This is a genomic window from Alloprevotella tannerae ATCC 51259 (assembly GCF_000159995.1).
Lineage (GTDB): Bacteria > Bacteroidota > Bacteroidia > Bacteroidales > Bacteroidaceae > Alloprevotella > Alloprevotella tannerae.
The window spans coordinates 737195-759889 of the sequence record NZ_GG700643.1; the positions used below are offsets into that span (position 1 = coordinate 737195).

Genomic DNA, 22695 nt, shown 5'->3' on the forward strand with positions numbered 1-22695 from the left:
TTCAGAACGTCGTGAGACAGTTCGGTCTCTATCTATCGTGGGCGCAGGAAAACTGCGCGTCTCCGGCACTAGTACGAGAGGACCGTGCCGGACGGACCTCCGGTTTACCGGTTGTGGCGCCAGCCGCATCGCCGGGTATCCGCGTCCGGATCGGATAAGCGCTGAAAGCATCTAAGCGCGAAGCCTGTCGCAAGATAAGTTTTCCTTATAGGGTCGTCAAAGACTATGACGTTGATAGGGTGCAGGTGTAAAGGCGGCGACGCCAAAGCCGAGCACTACTAATTGCCCGAAACTTTTGTCCGATCGGTTGATATAGGAATATGCTTCAGTATTTCTTTGTTTTGATACCTGATCTATCCAAGTAATTAGAATTTTGTTTGTTGTCGTACGCTTGAATATGTCTGAATTATTCAGGTGGCCAAAGCGACGGTGTTCCACCTCTTCCCATCCCGAACAGAGAAGTTAAGCCCGTCTACGCCGATGGTACTGCCGATTAGGTGGGAGAGTAGGTAGCTGCCTATTTTATTAAGATCCGTTTCCAGATCGATATGACTTGGAGACGGATCTTTTTTTGTATACTTACCCGTATGCTTGTTTTATTGTCTTATCCATTCCGCCTGCGTTTGCGCTCCTTTCGGTTGTCGGCTACGCACCCTGTGCCGCAGATTAGCTTTGCTCCCTTTTTATAGTATTAGTTCTAATTGTGCTTCTTCCTTTTTGTACTATCGCCTATAGCGGCTTTGGTTAGCCTCATTCAAGTGAAGTGAATATCAACGGATGCCCATTCGGGAAGATGGTTTTCTTAAACCTTCCGCCTTTATTTTGTACGAAGTCTATTCCACTTAATCAAGCTTATGCCCTGGTTTGCGAGCCATATGAAACGGTTCTTAGCGAATGATAGTTGTATGATGAAATACCATATTGGTCTTCTCTGAATTGGCAGTCCTCATTTTAGATCTTCCGTATTGATTTTCCATTCCTTGTATATGCCACGAGGTGGCGTAAAACACGGCTTTCTTGTTACAAGATGGGACGGAAAGTCTGCAGGGCAAGCTCTTTGGGGGATTTAGGCGGGAAATGAGGGTTTCCTCTTACGATGGTAGATTTTTTCTTTTATGAGCGTTCGGATTTCCTCTCGTGAAGGTAGACGCTTTTCTCACGAGAAAAGATATGCGTGGTAGGAGTTTGTGTGTGCGGAATAGCGTCCGGTCAAGATCTTTTAGGGAAAATGCGAGCGTGTTTTCCCTATTTCCTTTTCTTTTAATGCGTTCTTGCCAGTTTGCGTTGGTCAGTTTGGTTATGTCGTATATATTTAATGTGCTTATTTTGCGTCAGTCGTGCGGATTATTCTATTTTCGTGGCTCTCAACTTGTTTTATAAGATATAAATATGCGTTGTGCTGTTTTCTGTTTGTGTACCAATTGTTAGGTAGGTTAGTTGGTAATCAGAAGAATTGACCAATATTTTTGACGGAAAGAAAAGAAGGCGAGTTGGAAAAGCATCTTTGTTGATAAAAAATAGGGAGCTACTCAATATTTTCCTAAGTGTGCAATGTGGAATCTCACATCTTTTACTTATCTTCGCCCTCAAATTCTAAAACTGTTATGGAAAGCATACATAATTTTGCGGGATTAGTATCTCGTCTCTCTCAACATGGGCAACGCAAACGCGTGGCCGTAGTCTGTGCTTCAGATGAAGCAACGTTAAGTGCCGTAGCGCGTGCGCTCAAAGAAGGCTTTGTAGAAGTAATTTTCGTGGGCTGCCGCGCAGAAGTGGAAGCTTGTGCTGATCTACAGTCGTTAAACGATCATTTCTCCATTATTGATGCGACGGATAAGCAGGACGCAGCGGAAAAGGCTGTGGCTCTGGCGCGCGAAGGTAAGGTAGACTTGCTGATGAAAGGCTTGATCAATACGGATATTTTGCTCCGCGCCGTGTTGAATAAAGAGCACGGTATTCTGCCGAAAGGCCGTGTGCTGACGCACGTGACAGCTACGGAGATTCCGGGTTATCCTAAGTTGGTTTTCTTTACCGATCCGGCTGTGATTCCTTTCCCTTCACAGGAGCAACGCCGCGAGCAGATTCGCTACGTAGTGCGTATGTGCCACGCATTAGGCATCGAGACGCCGCGCGTTTCTTTGATCCACTGCTCTGAAGAGGTGAATGCAAAATATTTCCCCTATACAGTGGCTTACGGCGATTTGATTCGCGAGGCCAAAGACGGCGAGTTTGGCGATTGCGTACTTGACGGCCCGCTCGATGTAAAGACCTCACTCGACGCTTCTTCATTGGAGACGAAAGGCATACAGTCGCCCATCGCAGGGCAGGCAGATGCTTTGATCTTCCCCGACATTGAAGCCGGCAACACGTTCTATAAGACGCTTACGCTTTTCTGCAAAGCGAAGGTGGCTACTGCACTTCAGGGAACGGATGTGCCTGTTGTGGTGACTTCGCGCAGCGACAACGAAGATACAAAATATTATAGCCTCGCTTTGGCTGCTACTACTATCTGATAATATTATGAAGAGAATCTTAGCTATCAACCCCGGGTCTACTTCAACTAAGATCGCGGTTTATAACGACGAGAAAGCGGTTCTTGTAAAGAAGATTATGCACACTCGCGAGGAGTTGGCGCCTTTCAAGGACTTTATGGAGCAGTTTGAGTTTCGCAAGCAAGTTGTATTGAAAACGCTTGAGGAAGAAAACATACCTTTCGAATTTGATGCTATCGTGGGCCGTGGTGGCTTGGGTAAGCCTATCGAAGCCGGTGTTTACGAGGTGAATCAGTTGATGCTCGATGATGTGGCTAAGGCTGTGCGCCGCCACGCGTGCAACTTAGGTTGCTCATTGGCGCTGACTATATCTAAAGAGTTTCCCGGCTGCCGTGCGTTTATCGCTGACCCGGGCGACGTAGATGAACTTGACGACATAGCGCGCATCGGTGGCTTGCCTGAGATGCCGCACGAGCCTATTTGGCACGCTTTGAACCAACGCGCAGTGGCTCGCCGCTTTGCCAAGGAGCACAATACGCGCTACGAAGATTTGGATCTCGTTTGCTGCCATATGGGTGGTGGTATTTCATTGGCCGCACACCGGCACGGACGCGCCGTAGATGCGAATAATGCGCTCGATGGCGATGGACCGTTTACGCCCGAACGTACCGGAACGCTTCCTGCAGGCGACCTTGTGCACCTTTGCTTCAGTGGCAAATATACGCAAAACGAGGTGATGAACATCATTAAGAGTCACGGCGGTTTGGCTGCTCACCTTGGTACGAATGATATGATGGAGGTGGAGCGCCGCATGACTGAAGGCGATGAGAAATTTAAGCTCTACATCGATGCTTTGGCTTACCAGATCTCTAAGGGCATCGGCGGTTTGTCGACTTTCTTCTGCGGAAAGGTGGATGCCATCATTCTTACCGGCGGTATTGCTTATTTCCGTTATTTGGTTGAAGAAATTAAGCGTCGCGTAGGATTTATTGCTCCCGTTTATGTTTATCCCGGTGAGGATGAAATGGAAGCTTTGGCCTTAAATGCCTTGGCCGTATTGACCGGTCGTCGCGAAGTAAAAGAATACGTATAAGCACCTATGGTGCAGAACTCCCTGTGCGACCAACTTATCCTGTTTGGTCAGCAGGAAGATAAGCTAAGCGCCGCGCCCGAAAGGGTGTGGCGCTTTTTTTGTGTTTACGCTTGTGCCGATTCATCTGCGCGTCAGGCGCGCATCGTTTTAAGTTTTGGCTGCCGATCAGTTTTAACAGACTTGAAATTCAGTACGTTTCATAGTTTTGCTTGCCACATTGTTTTCTTGCAACTCCTTTTTCTTGCGCTTTTTTCTATGGTATTTGGTCTCAATCTTGTTCTCTTTTGTCGCCGCGCCTAAGCTAAAGGCGTCAAGATGCTTCAAATACAGACAGAAAAGGCATTGAAGTAGGCCAAAATAACTACTGATTATCAGACATATATAGAGCTTAAAAACTTTCCTATAAGAGACGAAAAATTGTCTTATAAGACAATTTTTTCGATCATAGGAGACAATTTTTCCGATCACCTATGAAAGTTTTTCGAGTCACCTATGAAAGTTTCAGCACTTCCTTAAGCTCTTTTTTCGAGACTGCGCACAGGCGGAATAAAAGGCTGCAAACTGCTTGGCTCAAATAGCTGAAGGTTGTTCCGAAAACCTTCTATGATCGCTATTGCCTGCTTGTCGAAGGGACCTATGCGATAATGAGCCGCCCAAGAAACTTCTTCGACACGCCGCCCATAAGTGCCGTGGATGATCTATGCGCTTTTTTTGCCTCCGGCTATGCAACAGATTATAAACACACGAACACGGCGTTTCGTAACTCGGGGCGATGAGAACCCTCTATTCGCGTCCGGCAAATACTTTATGCTTATAAAAAAGAGACCTATACCCTAAACAGGCGGCAGCTTTATGTATCTTTGCAGAAAAGTGGAAGTAGACGATATGGTGATCAACCGAATTTGGAAAGATCTACAGTTGCCGGATGGCCTTTGCAGCAAAGAAAAGTCAACGATCAAAGCGCGGCGGGCTTTTGGCTCGCCCCTAAAATTCGTAAAGGTAGCGTGCACCGCATACACTTCTTTCACATCAATGATCAAAGACGGGTTTCATTACGCAGAATCACTCTATTCTATATGAAACGGATTATTACTTTTACGCTTATAGCTCTATTATTAGTAAGTTGTGACTTTATAGCTGACCGTTATAAGGTTGTTCCTGATCCTGAGGTGTATTTTCCCGATGGTCAGGAACTGAAGATGGCCACGGCCATCTATGAAGATAAACCTCGCGCCATACGAAGTTTGATTGAGGAAGGAATCGATCTGAACCATATCAGTAAAGGCGGTATGACCTATCTTTATTATGCGATGCTGAATAAGAACTACGAGGTGATGGAACTGCTGTTGAAGCACGGGGCAGATCCTAATATTCATAGTGAGTTCTATACCAATCCTGCGTATCATAAAATAGGATATGGCGATGATAACGGTGCTTGTTTGGCATATTGCGGCCGGCGGGCTTATGATATCAAATATATGAAGCTACTTGTAAAATATGGTGCAAATGTCAATGATACTACTTATATAAGTCCTTTAGCCGGTTCGATAGACGACGAATTGCAAGGGAAAGAGAAAGTAGCGTTTTTGGTACAACATGGTGCTAATATAAACTTACGTGTAGCCGGGGCAACGGTAATAAGTAGTGAGGCTAACCTGTATAATTGGGATAAGGTGCTTATCCTTTTAGACCTCGGCGCAGATCCTATGGCCGGTGATGATCCTAAGTTTAATGTGGCTACATCCGTACAACAATATTATGATGAGGGCTTTGATCCTAACAGTGAGAATGGCAAGATGGCGCAGGAGGTAAAGCGTCGGCTTGAACAGCGCGGGGTGAAGTTTCCTTATCTTCCTAAGAAGCCGGCTGCTTCGACCCCAAGCGAGGGGCAACCGAAGGAATAGTTTTGTGTAAAGAAAATAATTTTTTAATTTTGTAGAAAATGAAGAAGTTAGTTGCTTTAGCGCTTATGTCTCTATGCTTAAGTAGTTGTAATTTGATATTCAATAGATATAAGCATTCTGCTCCCAAGCCGGAGGTTTATTTTCCTGATGGGTTGGAGCTGCAGATGGCTACTGCTATTTATAATGATAAGCCTCGCGCCATACAAAAACTGATTAAGGAAGGAGTCGACTTGAACCACGTCAGTAAAGGGGGTATGACCTACCTTTATTATGCGCTGCTGAATCACAATTACGATGTGATGGAGTTGCTGTTGAAGCACGGTGCAGATCCTAATATTCATAGTAAGTTCTATACCAATCCTGAGTATCACAAAAAAGGGTATAGCGATGATCAGACAGATGCCACTTGTCTTGAGTATGCGAGCCATAAATACTTTGATATCAAATATATGAAGCTGCTCATTAAATATGGTGCAAACGTGAATGATACTACGAGTATAGGTCCTATTTGGGGCGCTCTACGAGATAAAAACCATGGCAGAGAAAAGCTGAAATATTTAGTAGAGCAGGGCTTAAACCTCGATTATAGTCAAACGGGGACGCCTGCAATATGTGGTCAAGCGCTTACTTACGAATGGGATATGGTGCTTTTCCTGATGGACCTTGGCGCTGACCCCTTGGCCGGTGATGATCCTGACTTTCAAGTTGCTGCATCTGTACAAGAATATTTCGATGAGGGCTTTGATATTAATAGTAAGTATGGCAAGATGGCGCTGGAAGTAAAGCATCGGCTTGAACAGCGTGGGGTGAAGTTTCCTTATCGCCCGAAGACAGAGAGCGATTCAATCAAAAGCGAGAAGCAGCCGAAGGAATCGTTCTATGTAAGGAGAAGAAAATAATGACGTAGAAAATGAAGAAGTTAGTTGCTTTAGCGCTTATATCTCTATGCTTAAGTAGTTGTAATTTGATATTCAATAGATATAAGCATTCTGCTCCTGAGCCGGAGGTTTATTTTCCTGATGGGGTGGAGCTGCAGATGGCTACTGCCATTTATAATGATAAGCCTCGCGCCATACGAAAATTGATTAAGGAAGGAATCAACTTGAACCACGTCAGTAAAGGCGGTATGACCTTCCTTTATTATGCGCTGCTGAATCACAATTATGATGTGATGGAGCTGCTGTTGAAGCACGGTGCAGATCCTAATGTTCATAGTGAGTTCTATACCAATCCGGAGTATCATAAAAAAGGGTATAGCGATGATCAGACTGATGCCACTTGTCTTGAGTATGCGAGCCATAAATACTTTGATATCAAATATATGAAGCTACTCATAAAATATGGTGCAAACGTCAATGATACTACGAGTACGAACCCTATTTGGGCTACTCTGCGAGACAAACGGCAGGGTAGAGAGAAAATAAAATATTTAGTAGAGCAGGGCTTAAACCTCAATAATAGTCAAACGGGGACGCCTGCAATATGTGGTCAAGCGCTAATTTACAAATGGGGTATGGTGCTTTTCCTGATGGACCTTGGCGCAGACCCCTTGGCCGGTGATGATCCTAAGTTTCACGTTGCTGCATCCGTACAAAGATATTTCGATAAGGGCTTTGATGTTAATAGTGAGCATGGCAAGATGGCGCTGGAAGTAAAGCGTCGGCTTGAACAGCGTGGGGTGAAGTTTCCTTATCGCCCGAAGACAGAGAGCGATTCAATCAAAAGCGAGAAGCAACAACCGAAGAGTAAAAGGTTTTTATGAAGCCTTGGCGCTCATTTCCTCAAGACAATATTTGTTGCATTCCATAAAAAGACAATTCACGTTCTATCAGATGAAGATTATTGTAAATCGGGGCTTTGAAAATATGCTCACAAGAGTCGTGGTATTCAAGAATGCGCGACCAATAATTATTTGCCCCATACAGAAAGATTTTTGCGAGATGGATGCTAAAGAAGGCGATCGTATAGAGATTAAATTAAAAGCTCTTGGTATGATTTCGCAGACGCTTGCCTCTTTCACGTATCAAGAAGATAAAGATACGATATATATACAGCCCACGTTATTGTGTAAACGGTGGGAGGTGGCAAGCTATCGCGTATTACCTTATTTTAGTTTGTTGTTTGTTGTTCTTCAAGCCGTGATAAAGTCTGTCGCCTACGGATGGTTCTGCGCTGGTATTCTCGTTTTGACCGCTTTGTCCTTGATGGGCCTTGAGGTGTGTAAGTCTATTCCTTCCATGCGGAGCAGATTGTTCACGTTGGCTTATTTGTAGGCCACAGCTTGTCTTTACGTGCTTTATAGATCGGCTTGCTTGCTCGCGCCGAACGCATAAGTAATTGTTTTCAGCGCAAATCCGTCTGCAATTCATTGGCATTCGTTAAATTTGCACTTTCAGAGAGGAAGTCGGCGCAAAGTCAAGATGCAGTAGATCTGCCAACGCCCCTCCTTCCTTCCAAGTGCAGGCGAGAAGAAAGCATGAAATATGACGACGTAATCGGGCAAGCAGCGATTAAAGCGCGTCTTCGGCGGCAAGTCGTCGAAGGTCGCGTGCCGCATGCGCAGTTGTTTTGCGGCCCCACAGGTGTCGGCAAGCTCCCGATGGCTTTGGCTTTAGCTTCGTCTCTGCTCTGCACGAACAGGACGCCCGAGGGCGATCCCTGCGGCTGTTGTGCGGGCTGCAAGATGGTTGCACGCTACGCCCATCCCGACTTGCATTTCATTTTCCCCACGATACGAAAAGGCAGTACAAGTTCGAGCGATACCTATCTCGAAGCGTGGCGCGAGCGCCTCTTGACTTCCCCCTACTTCGACAACCAAGATTGGTTGGCAGCGCTGCAAGTGGAGAATCAGCAACCCACTTTTTACGTAGCCGATAGCAATGCCGTCATAGAAAAGCTGAGTCTTGTGGCCAATCAGGGCGGTTATAAAGTGATGATCGTTTGGCAGGCCGATAAGATGTCGGTAGAAGTGCAAAACAAACTGCTGAAAATCCTCGAAGAACCGCCGCAACTGACGGTCTTTATCTTGCTGACCGACGCGCCCGAGCGCTTGTTGCCGACGATCGCCAGTCGCGTGCAGCGCATCGACTTCCCATTGCTGCCCGAGCGCCTCTTGCAAGAAGAGCTTAGTACGCGTAATCACATTGATCCCACCGCCGCTCGCGACATCGCCCATATCAGCAATGGCAGTTACGTACAAGCTTTGCGCCACATCGGGGTGGATGAAGAGGGCGAAATGTTGCTCGAAAATTTCAAAACCCTAATGCGACTCTGCTATATGCGCAAGGTAAAAGATTTGCGCGATTGGTCAGACGTCGCAGCCGGTTGGGGGCGCGAGCGCCAAAAGCGTTTTCTCGATTATGCGCTCAAGCTGGTGCGGGAAAACTTCATTTATAATTTCCGCCAAGCCTCGCTCAATTATGAGACCGCCGCAGAAGCCGAATTCTCCGTCAACTTTGCCCGCTTCATCAACGAACGTAACATCGAAGACATGTTAACCCTCTTCACCGAAGCCCGCAGAGACATTGCCGCCAACGTCAACGCCAGAATGGTTTTCTTTGATACCGCCTTGCGTTTGATCGTATTACTCATTCGATAGCTAAGGAGCGCGCCCACGCCCTCCCGATACAATATATATATAGACAGAAAATAATGGACGATTTTTACCCCACCGAACCCAGTCTTCGAGGTCTGAGCGCCTCCGGCTGTGGCCGTCAGGACAAGCAACTTAATACATACGACTATCTCTCAGATGTTCCCGGCAATGTTGCCACGACCGACCTCGTCGAAGTGCAATTCAAGAACACGCGAAAGGGTTATTATCATAACGACAACCATTTAGACCTCGTCAAAGGCGATCAAGTGGCCGTCGAGTCTAATCCCGGTCACGACATCGGCGTCGTTACGCTCACCGGGCAATTGGTTTTGGCCCAGTTGAAAAAGGCCGGATTGAAGGCCAACAACGAAATACGCCGCGTCTATCGCAAAGCCCGCCCGAGCGATTTGGAAAAATTTGAAGAAGCCAAAGCCCGTGAGCACCAAACGATGATCCGCTCCCGCCAGATTGCGAAAGAGTTGGAGCTGGATATGAAAATCGGCGACGTGGAGTTTCAAGGCGACGGCAACAAAGCGATTTTCTATTACATCGCCGATGCCCGCGTCGACTTCCGCAAACTAATCCGTGTCTTAGCCGATGAATTTCACGTCCGCATCGAGATGCGCCAGATCGGAGCACGTCAAGAGGCCGGACGCATCGGCGGCATTGGTCCCTGTGGTCGCGAACTCTGCTGCGCAACGTGGATGAAGAGCTTCAATTCCGTTTCAACCGCCGCCGTACGTTGCCAAGATATTTTCCCGAATCCCCAAAAGTTGGCCGGTCAGTGTGCAAAACTGAAGTGCTGTATGAACTATGAGGTCGACACCTACATAGATGCCGGCAAGAAACTCCCACCGCGCGATGTCACGCTGGAGACGGCCGACGCCACGTTCTATTATTATAAAGCCGATATCTTGACGGGGATGATCACGTATAGTACCGATAAGCGCTTGGCGGCCAATCTCGTCGTCATTTCTGCCGAACGCGCGCTCGAAGTGATTAGAATCAACAAAGAAGGCGGTAAGCCCGAGCGCTTAGATAGCGAAGCCGTTGTTGTAGAGACGCGCCCCGCCGACCTTTTGGAGCAAGATAGCCTGACGCGCTTTGATAAAAAACGCAAGAAAGACCATCGCCGCCACAACGGCAACCGCTCCGGCAATCGCCAGCGTCGGTCCGGCAAGGACGAAGCTCGCAAGAAGCCCGAAGCATGAGACCCTTTGCTTTCGCCCTGCTCCTTTCGCTGCTTCTCGTAGCCTGCAATCGCCACCACGTAGCCAAATTTTCTTATCGCTCTACGCCCGTCGACGGGTGGGAGAGTGCCGATACCCTCATCTTCCCCATTGATTCGCTGCCGGCCGATGGCCGATATGCCTTGACCATCGGCGTGCGCACCTCGTCGGCCTACCCGTATCCGTTTCGCACACTGGCCCTGAGCATCGAGGCGCGCTTTCTTTCGCAGGCGCGCTACGCAGATACGATCTACTGCTCACTGACCGATCACGAAGGAGATGTGAGTGGCAAGGGCGTAAGTGTCTACCAATATTCCTTCCCCGTCGATACCTTTCAGCTTCATCGCGGTGCGCGAGGCACGATTACGATTCACCACATCATGCGGCGCAACCTGCTGCCCGGCGTCTCCGATGTCGGCATCCGTTTAGAGCGTCTTTAAGGCGCTCTGTATCGCTTTGGGACGCCGCATTTTGGGTTTTACGCATTTTTGTAGGCAGTTGTGCTTGCGGCCCTTCCCGATTTCTTTTCTTTTCTCGCACTCATCATCGCCGCGGCACCCGTGAAGAGCCTCGGCGGCTTGTTTTTTATTCCTAAGGCCCATTTTGGGGCAACGAATCAGCCTTTGTGTGATTGATAAGAGGTCGCTCCGCCCTCTTTTCGGCTTCATTTTTTTGTGTGATAATAAGATGTTGAAACACGATTGTTTCAATCTCTTTTTATTTGCTCCGTATTTTATTTTTCAAGGGGTGTTTTGTCGCCCTTTTGCATTTACATAAAAGTGGCGAAGTTTCAGGCATATTGTTTTTTATCACGACAATAAAGGTTTGCGCTCGTGATAAAAAAGGTTTGTGCTCGTGATGAAAAAGGTTTACGCTCGTGAGCGCAAACTTCCTGCGTGGGAAATCGTCGGTTCAACTATTTGTGTTTTAGGATGTAATAAGGCGATTCGCAGTCGTCAATTTTGGGGCCTTCCTCGTTGCGTATTCATTTGCGATTGTTTTTGAAAGACCAACCCTAAGGGGTTGTCAGAGGTGAGATGCGTTAGGCAGGATTAAAGCGCTTCGCCCTTTAACCCTGCCCTGCCAAAAGGCTAACCCCGATGGGGTTATTTGCGGCGGGAATCGTTGGCGGGTCAGCTTGTGTGGGATGTTGGGCGTGTTTGATGGGGTTGTTTGGGGACGTGCGGGTGCGGAAATAGGATGGAGGGCTTGATGTTTTAATCTTTGATGTTGTAAGTATGAGGTTTGATAGGGTTATTTTAGGCGGGAAGCGTTCAGAAATCGATTAGTATGGAATATGGTGCAAGTTTGATGGGTGGAGTAGAGGCGGGCGGCATTGATGGTTGGGCTTGTAGGAAAGAGGTCATACGTTTTGACGGGTACATTGATGGATGTTGTGCAATATATTGAGTTCGTCATTATGTAAAAATGAGTCGAGTCGGTCGCCGGTCGGTGAGGGGTTAAATTCGTCCTTTTTGTCCCCTGAAATGAGGAGGCACGTATGAGATAAAAATTGATGATAGTGTCCTTCAAACCCCGATATCAGAATGCGAAAATTTTTTGTAGACTTTTTTATTTCACATATTCTCGCTTCAAATTTTCTTCTTTGCTTGCTAATTGTCAGTTATCCGGGGCTGATTGCTGACAGGACTTCACACATAGGTGGTTAAAGTGTAAAGTCGACAATACAAAGTTTAACATACTTGTGTGCGTGTCATTCAAAATTCTTGCTACTTTTGCCTCCCGAAAGACACATCAATGAAGAAGCACCTGACCTTGTTAACCTACTTAGCGACAGCCCACCTCGGTGGGCTTGTCTGCTTGATGATTTTCCGCCTCTGTTTTTATCTTTCTCTGCAATCGGCTTTGGCTGCTGAGACGACGCCGGCTTGGCCCGCTTTCTTGCGCGGCCTTTGGATGGACAACGTTGTCGGTTCTTACCTCATGCTCCTGCCCTTGTCGGTAGCGCTGGTCGCCCGGCTTTGCGGTTTTTCCGGCAAAGGTCTGCTGCGCTTCCTGAATATCTGGCTGGGCAGTCTCTACGCTTTGGCCTTTGCGGCTGCAGCGGCCAACATTCCCTTTTATAATTACTTTAATCAGTCTCTCAACTCCACGATTTGGCAGTGGGCCGCCTATCCTTCGCAGACGATAGGTATGCTCTTCGGGGAAGCATCTTGGTGGAAATATATCGCTTTATGGGCCGTCGTGACGGCTGCTTACGCTTATGGCCTTTACCGGCTGCGCAGGTATTTCCTGCATTATTTGTCTGCTTTGCCAAAAACTTGGCGGGCGCGCGGCCTTTGTTTGCTGCTGTGGCTGCCTGTCTGCGGACTTTGCGTGCTGGGCGCGCGAGGGCGTTTAGGTTATAACCCGGTTAAGAGTAGCGTAGTCTATTATTGTGATAATGCAGATTTGAACAATTTGGGGCTGAATGCGACTTTTAGTCTGATCAGCAGCACGCTTGACGATGCTCGTAAAGAGAATCGGCCCGTGCAACTGATGGATGAAAACGCTGCGCTCGCTTTTGTGCGCCGGGATTTGGGGCGCAGCGGACTGCCCGGCATCTCTCCGCTGGCACAAGTCGTACGTCCTGAGGGCGAGCCCCGCTATGATAACGTCGTAGTCGTCTTTATGGAGTCGATGAGTACGAAGTTTATGGGCACATTTGGCAACCCTTCGCATCTTACACCAACCCTTGACAGCCTCTTTGCCCAAGGTTTGAGTTTTGAAAATTGCTATTCGGCCGGCAATCATACGAACCAAGGCGTCTATGCTACGCTCTACGGCTTTCCGGCCCAACTCAAACGCAACATGATGCGCGGCTCCGTCGTGCCTCGCTACGCCGGACTGCCCACCGTATTGCGAGAAAAGGGCTACCAAACGCTGTTCTTTATTCCTCATGAGGGACAGTATGATAACATGAACGCCTTCTTGCGGACCAATGGCTTTGCCGAAGTTTATGCGCAAGAAGACTATCCGCGCGATAAGGTTGTCAATCATTTTGGTGTTTCAGATGATTACCTCTTTTCTTATGCGCTACCCATCATCAATCAGCGTGCACGCAGCGGAAAGCCTTTCTTTGCGACGATTTTGACCGTTTCGAATCATCCGCCTTACATCATTCCGCCCGATTTTCACCCCAAAAGTAAGCAGATAGAAGACCAAATCGTAGAATATGCCGATTGGAGCATCGGCAAGTTTATGGCCGAGGCTCGCAAACAACCTTGGTTTGCACATACGTTGTTTGTCTTTGTCGGCGATCACGGCAAACGCATCGAGCATCTGCCTACTGACGGCCTGATTCTGCCGGAAAGTTGCAACCACGTGCCCCTTATTATATATGGTGCGGGATTGCCGCGCGAGCAACGCAAAGATTTTGCGGGGCAAGTGGACATTGCGCCGACCATATTGGGCCTGCTACGCCTGCCTTACGTGCAAAACAACTTTGGCGTGGACTTGACAACGCGCCGCCGCGAAGCTATTTTCTATTCGGCCGATAATGTGGTGGCCGCACGCAATGCCGAGTATCTGTATCTTTATAGTCCGGACGCTGAACGGGCGTATACTTACGCTGTAGATCAAGGAAAGTATCGCCCGATTGCGGAGAACGAGGCCACGCGCAAGTTGCGTATGCTCGTCTTTGCCAACTTGCAGACGGCCGCTAAACTCGTACGTGAAAAGCAGACGATTGATCGGAAAGCGGCGCGGCATTAAGGTGGCAACCGTGTGCGTCCTCAGATCTGTTGCGACCGACTTTCGCTTTCTCGATCACAGCTTGATGCTTTTATAGATACATTGCGCTGCAGCGCCGCTCATACTGCGTAGAACTATAATAAATGAATAAAAAAAGGGGATAAAAGGTTGTTGTTTCCAACTAAATATATACTTTTGCTGTCGTAACCAAAGAAATAAAAATTGAGCTATGAAAAGATTCTTATTAGCCGCTCTCTTGTTCGCAGGCTTTGCTTGCGCAAGCTTTGCACAACTTCCCGCCATTCAGTTGAAAGACATAAATGGCAAAGCAGTCCGCACGGATACGCTTTCGAATGGAGGAAAACCTATCGTGATCAGCTTCTTCGCAACTTGGTGCAAACCTTGTAACCGCGAATTGAAGGCCATCCAAGAGGTATATGAGGACTGGCAACAAGAGACCGGTGTTCGCATTATTGCGATTTCAATTGATGAGGGTCAGAATATTCAGAAAGTGAAGCCGCTCGTAGATGGTTATGGGTGGGAATATCAGATCTTGCTGGATCCTAACTCTGACTTCCGCCGCGCAATGGGCGTGAATCTCATTCCGCACTCCTTCATTATCGATGGCAATGGCAAAGTAGCTTACAGCCACAGTGGATATACGGAGGGCGCAGAGGCAGAACTCTACGAGAAAGTCAAAGAAATAGCCGGCGTAAAATAACTTTAATGAGCGCTTGTCGTAGGGTGAAAACGCTGCGACAAGTGCCTTGTTGTTTATTATGAATAGATTTTACATAAGCCTATTGGCATTGGCTACTGCACTTCCTGCTTTGGCGCAGGAAAATGGCGACGAGGGCGGTAAGTTGAAACTCGTCGGTAGCGTGCAGAGCGATATTCTGATTCCGCAAGAGGATAAAAAGATTGGTACGGGCTCTTATAAAGAATGGGCGCGCACCAATACTTTCGCCGAATTACACTTGATGAGCAAGTATGTAGAGGCCGGCACGCGTTTCGAGTTTACAAAGCATCCGCTGCCGGGCTTTGAGAAAGATTACGGCGGTTGGGGTATTCCTTACTTCTACGTAAAAGGTCATTATAAATGGGCTGAATTGACGCTTGGCGACAACTACGATCAATTTGGTTCGGGCTTTATCTTCCGTACTTACGAAGAACGTAGCCTCGGCATCGACAATTCGCTGCGCGGCGCACGTCTTGTGTTGCGCCCCTTCAAAGGCGTTACGCTGAAAGCCCTCACGGGTAAGCAGCGCCGCTATTGGAATCACAACAAGAGTTGGATTACCGGCGCCGATGTAGAGTTGAATTTAGACCAATGGGTGAAGTCGTTGCGCGAGCACAATACTTATCTTACGCTCGGCTTGTCGGCTGTGACGAAACACGAAGGCGACGAGGATATTCTTGCGCTCCGCCCCACGGGCCAAAAGGATGCGTTTGGTAATGATATAATGGGAAACTACAAGCTTAACCTGCCGAAAAACGTAGGCGGCTTCGACGTGCGCGCCAACTTGCAGAAGGGCGGCTTCAACGTGTTGGCCGAATACGCGCAGAAGAGCCAAGATCCCAGTTTCGACAATGGCTATATTTATCGTCAAGGTCGTGCGGCGATGCTGTCGGCTTCTTATTCGATGAAAGGCATCAGCGCTTTGCTGCAAATCAAACGCAGCGAAGATATGAGTTGGCGCAGTCGTCGCACGATGACGGGTACGTCTTCATTCATCAATCACCTGCCCGCGTTCTCTATGCAGCAAACTTACGCGCTTGCGGCGCTCTATCCGTATGCTACGCAAAACGTACCGGGCGAGTGGGCTTTCCAAGGCGAATTCGGTTACCAATTTAAGCGTCACACGGCGCTGGGTGGCAAATACGGTATGCACGTAAAGGTAAACGCTTCCCACATTCGCGGTATTGAGACGCAGCCGCTCGTTGATGCAGCGGGCAAACCCATCACCGAGCTCAAAGGTACGGACGGCTATACCTCAAAATTCTTTGGTATGGGTAAGCAAACCTATTTCCAAGACATCAATGTCCAGGTTGAGAAGAAGCTTTCGAAGAAGTTTAAGTTGAACTTGATGTACTTGAACCAACGCTACAACAAGACAGTCGTAGAAGGCGAGGGTGGCACCATAAAATCCAACGTCTTTATCGCAGAAGGCAAGTACCAATTCAATCGTAAGTTTACCTTGCGTGGAGAAGCGCAATACCTACATACGAAACAGGATCAAAAAGATTGGGTTTTCGGCTTGTTAGAACTTTCTTTCATGCCCAACTGGATGTTTACAATTTCCGACCAATACAATGCGCACGTTCCTGATGCCTCAAATCCCGGACATGAGAACGCCGTACATTTCTATATGGCCTCCGTTTGCTACACGAACGGCCCGCACCGTTTGCAAGTGAGCTATGGTAAGACCCGTGCAGGCTTCAATTGTTCCGGCGGTGTCTGCCGTTGGGTTCCCGCGCAAAAGGGCGTGCAGATTTCCTACAACTTTGGTTTTTAAGATATGAAGATAAAGAATTTTTTGCTCCTGAGTTTGGCAGCCGTTGCCTTTGCAGCGTGCGACAATATTAGTGAGTCTGAGCGCTACGGTAAAGATCCCGTTGATGTGCAAAAAGCTAAGAACGTCTTGATCGAAGATTTTACCGGACAGAAATGTATTAACTGTCCGAAAGCTACGGATGTTATTCACGAGTTGCAAGGCCTTTACGGCGAAGATCACGTTATCGCCGTTGCCATTCACGGTGGTGCCTTGTCGCTCCCCGAAACGAATCCGAAGGGTTTGGCTACGGAGCAAGGAAAAGCCTATCACGAACATTGGAACGTGACGACGTGGCCGAAAGGAAAGATTGATCGCGGCGAGAACTTGGAGTTCACTTCTTGGAGTGCTGAAGTTGTGAAGCGCTTACAGATGAAGCCGGCCGTAGACTTAGATTTGTCCGGCACGACTTACGACGCAGCATCACGCAAGTTAAACGTTGCCGTGAAGATGACCGGCAATGAAGCCGTCGAAGGCAAGTTGCAGATCTGGCTCATCGAAGATAATATCGTCTTACCTCAACAGATGCCTGACGGAAGTCTGAATAAGAACTACGTGCACAACCACGTGTTCCGCGCCAGCGTCAACGAGCCTTACGGAACGCCCGTTACGGTAGCCAAGGCAGCCAGCGAAACGAAGCAGTTCGACTACACTCTGGCTGATAAATACAAGCCGGAGAATGTGAGTGTCGTAGCTTTCGTCTACAACGATGCCGGTGGCGTCCTGCAAGTCATCAAAAAGAAAATCCAATAATAAATTTGAGTGTAATATGAAAAAGATTCTATCCATTTTAGCCCTGTTTGCTTGCGGCGTATTCGCAGCACAGGCACAAGTCGACAAGACTTTGCAGTTCGTAGATAAGGAAGGCAAGGTCGTTGAAAACGGCGCAGAGCTGACTTTAACTGAAGTTGAGGCGCCTTGGGGCGATGATCAGATCGTTTTGCCCTTGTCAGTGAAGAACACGAAGAATGCAAAGGCGGGCGTGCGTCTTATCTTCAATATTATGCAGATTGATAACGGCGCCATCCAAGTTTGTTTCCCTTCAGAATGTACTTCTAACAGCGAAGCAAAAGAGTATATTACAAAACCTGGTACGATGGATGCCGGCGAAGTGAAGGAGATGGCTACTGAATGGTTGCCCACAGCAAAAGGCAAGTGCGTTGCGACGTTCCAATTGCAATATTACGAGCCGACAGCGGGGGGCGAGCCGACTTATATGAACGGCCCGAAAATTAAAGTAACGTTTGATTATAACCCGACGAGTGTAACCAACGTGAAGGTTGGCAACGTTCTGATGGACGTATACGACACGGCGGGCAAGATGGTCTTGACCAATGCGAAGAAGAGCGATGTAATCGGTCTGACGCGCGGCGTTTACATCTGCAAGACGAAGGTAAACGGCAAGCCCGGTAAGGTTGAAAAGATCTTAGTGCGCTAAATTTAATCATTCCGTCGGCGCTTTTTTCAAGTCATATTGGAGAGTGATTCTGAAAAGCGAAGATTTAGGCGGATGATCGCTTTATAACGGACGCGAAGCAGCATCTTTGGTGCTGTCCGCGCCCGTTTCTTTTTTGGCTGTTCTCCTTATGCAAGGCGCCAATGGCCGTTAGGCCTTAGTAGCGTTGGCCTTGATGAGGCGAAAAGTTGCGATGTGGTAAAGCATCGCGCCCTTTTCCTTTCGGCCTTCCCGTTTTCGTCAGCCTTTCGCAGTAGCCGGGCGGCGTATGCTCCTTGCGTCAGCCGCTTAATTTGATGCCTTGTCCGCTGAAGGCCGCTTTTGACCAAGCCCATCCTACTTTTTACCTGCCCGTAGTCGCCGTCGGAACGCTTCTCGTTGTGGGCGCTCCATATTTATATAGAGGAGCGACGAAAAAGTTTGATTAAAGCCTTATTATTGCACAAAATAACACGATTTAAATGAAGATTACGCCCCGTCCATTCCTTTGCTTTCTCTTCCTCCTTCCCTTATTGTCACTCCGCGCACAAGTTGTGGCGGTCCAAGTTGCCGAAATGAAGCGAACCGACTTCTATGGTAACATACTCAGTTGCCAAGATTCTACGTTTACCTTTGTTACTGACGAGCGAGATACCCTCCGCTTCGCCATTCCCGCCGAACCCGACTATAACCATCGCCGCGTTGGCGCGTTGCGCGCCGGAGATCGCTACTGCCTCCTTGTGCGTACGGGCGACTATCCTTTAGGTGTAAATGCCTACGTCAACCTATCGCAACTCTTGGGTAGGTGGTATGACGACGATGCCTACAAATTTTTGGTCTTCCGCACAGATGGTAGCTTGAATGGTAGTCGGCATTTCGTTGGGCGCAATTATTTTTATTTCGAACGTTTTTCTATGGCGCAATTGGGTTGGTTTTTACGCGCCAAAGTCAGCGCTTTCGAGCCGGTAGATGGCGGCGCTCGAGAAGTAGAAACCGGTCTGTTCGGACTCATCATTGAAGAACTGACCGACACCACGCTTCGTTTTCGTCTGTCGCCCTCTTCCGACGCCACTATCTTCGGCCGCTGAGATTGGAAGCACACCTTTCGTCGCCAGACGCGTGCAGAGCGGCGCGACGAGTTGCGCCGCGATTTTGGCGTGGAATGAATAACGGGCCGCGCAGTCTTGTTTGCCGGTCTACTTGTCGCCTTTTCAACTCCCACTTCCTCCCTTTTTCTTTCTTCCTTGCCCATCAGATTATTGTTTGCTCGGGCCAAACGATGGTTTGCTGCCACCAAACGATAGTATGCTCCCACCAAACTATGGTTTGCTCGGGCCAAACGAAAAGAGCGTCAAGCATCGGGCGACAATAGGCTGCTCGCTCTCTTCGCCTTTTACATCATTTTAAAAGGCTGGCGGCCTGCTTTGCCGACGGCGGCCGTATGCCGTAGGCCTGCTTCCCGCGTGTCGGGATAATTTGTCGACTTGTAGCCTTATAAAAGAAAATATGCTGCCGCACACCCCCGATTAAGCGATGCGCCGTAACCTTGTACGGAAAAAGAAAAGATTCATTTCAGAAGCGTCTCCAAGGATTGGTTGGCCTCGTCAAACTTACGTTTAGACATAAAAAAAGGGATACCTCTGTATCCCAACCTTGTTAACCCTAAATCTAATACTATGAAAAACACGATGCAAAGATACGGTCTCGAAGTCCGTTTTTTTGCGTTTTCCATCAAGAATTGATCGTTTAATCTGCTTTTTTATCAATTCGTAACGCTTATTGAAAAGTCAAATTTTCAATATTGCGCCTTTCTTTATGCCATTCGCCTCGCTGCTTGCCTTGATTTTCGTTTGAAAAACCAAGATTTCCTACACAGCTATCCCTCCTTTGGCTCGGTTTTACCAACTAAATCCTAAAAATATACAAAGTGCATCAGTGCGAAAAGCTCCATAGTTGCTCCGGCATCGCCTTTAGTAGCTCCTTGCAGCGGCGGCGGCCGGCATACGGCGGTTTCCCTTGCCTTTCGAACCGCTGCCCTCGGTCGAGAGGGAAAGAAAGTTTATGCCCCTTCCATACAAGCTATTGCGTGGTTTTTTCTAATTTTGCCGATTGGTGTTGCCGGTCGCTCGCAAGTAGGCACGTCGACAAACAATAAAAGACGCGCCGAAACGTTAGATAGAGATGACGGCGGCAAAAAGCTTCGCCCTATAAAATAGCAATGAGAAACTTGTTGAGATACATACGCTTGGTGGCAGCAGTCCTTTTGGTCGGCCTGCCTTTTCAGGCTTTGGCCCAACAAGATCCCGCTTTCGCCCATTATTGGGAACTCGAACCGCAGTTTAATCCCGCCACGGCCGGACGCTCTGACCAACTTTCGCTCAACATGGCTTATCAAACGCACGCCACAGGCTATACCAACAGCGGCGGAACGATGTATGCCGGAGCTGATATTGCGTTCATGCTCGGCCCAACTCGCCACGGCGTGGGCGCTATTTTTCAGAATGATCAGATCGGACTCTTCTCTCATCAGCGCTTTTCCGTGCAATACGCTTATTATTTCCCGCTCTTTGGTGGCGTAATGAGTTTGGGTGGCGAGGCAGATATGCTCCAAGAAACGTTAGACGGCTCTAAGGCCGATCTGGGCGAAACGAACGACCCCGCTTTTCCGCGGACAAAGCTTACCGGATCGTCGTTTGATGCCTCCGCCGGCGTCTATTATCACCACAAACGTTGGTATGCCGGCTTCGGATTCTTGCATCTCACCTCTCCCGTCGTGCGCTTGGGCGAAACCAATCAGTATCACGTGAAGCCACAGTATAATTTTACGGCCGGATACAATATTAAATTCCGCAATCCGTTAGTTGTTATAGTGCCGTCAGTGTTATTGCGCTACAGCAATGCCGATTTTCGGGCTGATTTGACGGGGCGGATCGTTTATCAACGGGAGAAAAAACGGCTCTATGCCGGCGCTTCTTATGCACCGCAGCACTCCGTGACGCTCTTTGTGGGAGGCACTTTCCACGGAGTCGACTTGAGTTACTCCTATGAAGCCAACACGTCCGGCTTAGGCTTGCAGGCGGGACAACACGAATTGACCGTCTCCTATCGCCTCCCGCTCAATTTGCAAAAACGCAAGCGCAATCTTCACAAGAGTGTGCGCTTCCTATAAAAAATACGACTATTTTGTGCATGAAATATATGAGTTGTAATAAGTATCTTGTCATTGGTTGTTTGTTTTCGCTTTGTCTGATGCTCTCTTCCTGCTTCGGCGGGCGCAGCACGATGCGTAGCGGCGGTGAAGTGACCGGCGTGAAGGGCGCAGCCTATGCTGAGCCGACGCCCTACGGCATGCTTGAAGTAAAAAGAGGCTATCTGAAGACGGGCGTAGAACAAAACGACTCGCTTTGGGGCGCTGACATCCCCTCGCGCGACATCTCAGTCGACGGCTTCTGGATGGATCAGACGGAAGTCACCAACTCGATGTATAAACAGTTTGTCAATTGGGTGCGCGATTCCATTATCCGCGAGCGCTTGGCCGATCCCTCTTACGGCGGCGACGAAACGTATAAGATCACACAGGACCGCAACGGCGACCCTGTGCGTCCGCACCTCAATTGGACCAAACCCATTCCGTGGCGAAAGCCCAGCGAAGACCAAGAAAGAGCGCTCAACAGCGTCTATAAAACGGACCCCATCGAGGGAACGCGTATGCTCGATGCGCACCAGATGAATTATCGCTACGAAATCTACGACTACGAGAAGGCTGCGCTGCGCAAATATCGCTTGAATCCGGCGGAGCGCGACTTGAATACGGACCACGTGGTGGATCCGGACGAGGTGGTGATGATTTCTAAAGATACGGCTTATATAGATGACAACGGAAACATCGTCAGACAAACGATCGAGCGCCCCTTAACTGGTCCTTGGGACTTCCTAAATACATATATAGTAAATGTATATCCGGACACGACGTGCTGGATCAATGACTTTCCCAATGCAAACAACGAACTCTATTCGCGCCTTTACTTTGCTTCGCACGTCTATGACGATTATCCTGTCGTGGGCGTCAGTTGGGAGCAAGCCAATGCCTTTTGCGCTTGGCGCACGGAGTATCTTATGAAAGGTTTAGGGGGACAAGCGCGTTTCATTCAGCGCTATCGCCTCCCGACAGAGATAGAGTGGGAATATGCTGCGCGTGGAAAGGAGGGCAATCCCTTCCCTTGGGAGACCGATCAAGAACAAGACGTGAAGAAAAACGGAAAGGGATGCTTCTATGCCAACTTCAAGCCCGACGAAGGAGACTACACGCAAGACGGCAACTTGATTACGAGCCGCGTGGGTACGTACGGCGCGAACTCTAACGGACTCTTCGATATGGCCGGTAACGTTGCAGAGTGGACAGGTACGGTTTACACGGAAGCAGGCGTGGCTGCGATGGCTGATATTAACCCGCAGCTTAAGTATAATGCGGCCAAGGAAGATCCTTATCTGCTCAAGCGTAAAAGCGTACGTGGCGGCTCGTGGAAAGATCCGCTTTCTTACATCCGTTCAGCGTGGCGTACGTGGGAATATCAGAATCAACCGCGATCATTTATTGGCTTCCGTTGCGTGCGTTCCAAAGCCGGAACGGCAACAGGCAAAGCGAAAGTGAGCGTAAAAAAGAAAAAATAAATAGCAAGAGCGAGGGCGGCATCAGCGCTGC

Annotated in this window: 17 protein-coding genes, 1 rRNA gene and 1 other annotated feature; all 18 genes read left to right on the forward strand. The window is 48.5% G+C overall.

Annotated elements, in window-relative coordinates; translation table 11 throughout:
• Nucleotides 1–42 precede the first annotated feature (42 nt).
• Nucleotides 43–290, forward strand: a sequence feature (23S ribosomal RNA rRNA prediction is too short).
• A 120-nt stretch (nt 291–410) separates the two neighbouring features.
• Nucleotides 411–522: ribosomal RNA gene (gene rrf, locus GCWU000325_RS09080) — 5S ribosomal RNA — on the forward strand.
• A 1082-nt stretch (nt 523–1604) separates the two neighbouring features.
• Entirely contained in the window at nt 1605–2513 is a 909-nt protein-coding gene (locus tag GCWU000325_RS09085; protein WP_006256191.1) for a phosphate acyltransferase, read from the forward strand.
• Between the two features lie 7 nt (nt 2514–2520).
• Nucleotides 2521–3585: a butyrate kinase gene (gene buk, locus GCWU000325_RS09090; RefSeq protein ID WP_006256192.1), complete on the forward strand. Its 1065-nt coding sequence runs from the start codon at nt 2521–2523 to the stop codon at nt 3583–3585.
• A gap of 1076 nt (nt 3586–4661) precedes the next feature.
• Nucleotides 4662–5489 (forward strand): ankyrin repeat domain-containing protein, encoded by an 828-nt coding sequence (locus GCWU000325_RS09100; protein ID WP_006256198.1) that lies wholly within the window; start codon nt 4662–4664, stop codon nt 5487–5489.
• Between the two features lie 38 nt (nt 5490–5527).
• Nucleotides 5528–6388, forward strand: coding sequence for an ankyrin repeat domain-containing protein (locus GCWU000325_RS09105; RefSeq protein ID WP_006256200.1), 861 nt, complete (start codon nt 5528–5530; stop codon nt 6386–6388).
• Between the two features lie 11 nt (nt 6389–6399).
• Nucleotides 6400–7251: an ankyrin repeat domain-containing protein gene (locus GCWU000325_RS09110; RefSeq protein ID WP_006256201.1), complete on the forward strand. Its 852-nt coding sequence runs from the start codon at nt 6400–6402 to the stop codon at nt 7249–7251.
• A gap of 70 nt (nt 7252–7321) precedes the next feature.
• Nucleotides 7322–7762: a hypothetical protein gene (locus tag GCWU000325_RS09115; RefSeq protein WP_006256202.1), complete on the forward strand. Its 441-nt coding sequence runs from the start codon at nt 7322–7324 to the stop codon at nt 7760–7762.
• Nucleotides 7763–7965: 203 nt separating this feature from the next.
• On the forward strand, nt 7966–9087 hold the full coding sequence (locus GCWU000325_RS09120) for a DNA polymerase III subunit (RefSeq protein ID WP_040599780.1): 1122 nt from the start codon (nt 7966–7968) through the stop codon (nt 9085–9087).
• A gap of 53 nt (nt 9088–9140) precedes the next feature.
• Nucleotides 9141–10295 carry a PSP1 domain-containing protein gene (locus GCWU000325_RS09125; RefSeq protein WP_006256206.1) on the forward strand — a complete coding sequence of 385 codons (1155 nt, stop codon included), beginning with the start codon at nt 9141–9143 and terminating at the stop codon, nt 10293–10295.
• Nucleotides 10292–10753, forward strand: a complete 462-nt coding sequence (locus tag GCWU000325_RS09130; RefSeq protein WP_006256210.1) for a gliding motility lipoprotein GldH — start codon at nt 10292–10294, stop codon at nt 10751–10753. The genes GCWU000325_RS09125 and GCWU000325_RS09130 overlap by 4 nt, the downstream gene beginning before the upstream one ends.
• A 1318-nt stretch (nt 10754–12071) precedes the next feature.
• The gene (locus GCWU000325_RS09135) at nt 12072–14027 is read left to right on the forward strand and encodes an LTA synthase family protein (protein WP_006256215.1); all 1956 of its coding nucleotides are present in this window, start codon (nt 12072–12074) and stop codon (nt 14025–14027) included.
• 208 nt (nt 14028–14235) lie between these two features.
• Nucleotides 14236–14727, forward strand: a complete 492-nt coding sequence (locus GCWU000325_RS09140) for a TlpA family protein disulfide reductase (RefSeq protein ID WP_006256216.1) — start codon at nt 14236–14238, stop codon at nt 14725–14727.
• Nucleotides 14728–14785: 58 nt separating this feature from the next.
• Complete coding sequence (locus tag GCWU000325_RS09145; protein WP_006256217.1) at nt 14786–16522, forward strand: DUF6029 family protein; 1737 nt, start codon at nt 14786–14788, stop codon at nt 16520–16522.
• A gap of 3 nt (nt 16523–16525) precedes the next feature.
• Nucleotides 16526–17311 carry an Omp28 family outer membrane lipoprotein gene (locus tag GCWU000325_RS09150; protein ID WP_006256218.1) on the forward strand — a complete coding sequence of 262 codons (786 nt, stop codon included), beginning with the start codon at nt 16526–16528 and terminating at the stop codon, nt 17309–17311.
• A gap of 16 nt (nt 17312–17327) precedes the next feature.
• Nucleotides 17328–17996 (forward strand): T9SS type A sorting domain-containing protein, encoded by a 669-nt coding sequence (locus GCWU000325_RS09155; RefSeq protein WP_006256219.1) that lies wholly within the window; start codon nt 17328–17330, stop codon nt 17994–17996.
• A 479-nt stretch (nt 17997–18475) separates the two neighbouring features.
• On the forward strand, nt 18476–19081 hold the full coding sequence (locus GCWU000325_RS09160; protein WP_006256221.1) for a hypothetical protein: 606 nt from the start codon (nt 18476–18478) through the stop codon (nt 19079–19081).
• Nucleotides 19082–20211: 1130 nt separating this feature from the next.
• Nucleotides 20212–21162, forward strand: coding sequence for a PorP/SprF family type IX secretion system membrane protein (locus GCWU000325_RS09165; RefSeq protein WP_006256225.1), 951 nt, complete (start codon nt 20212–20214; stop codon nt 21160–21162).
• Nucleotides 21163–21191: 29 nt separating this feature from the next.
• The gene (gene porK, locus GCWU000325_RS09170; RefSeq protein WP_083788014.1) at nt 21192–22664 is read left to right on the forward strand and encodes a T9SS ring complex lipoprotein PorK/GldK; all 1473 of its coding nucleotides are present in this window, start codon (nt 21192–21194) and stop codon (nt 22662–22664) included.
• The last annotated feature ends 31 nt before the right edge of the window (nt 22665–22695 follow it).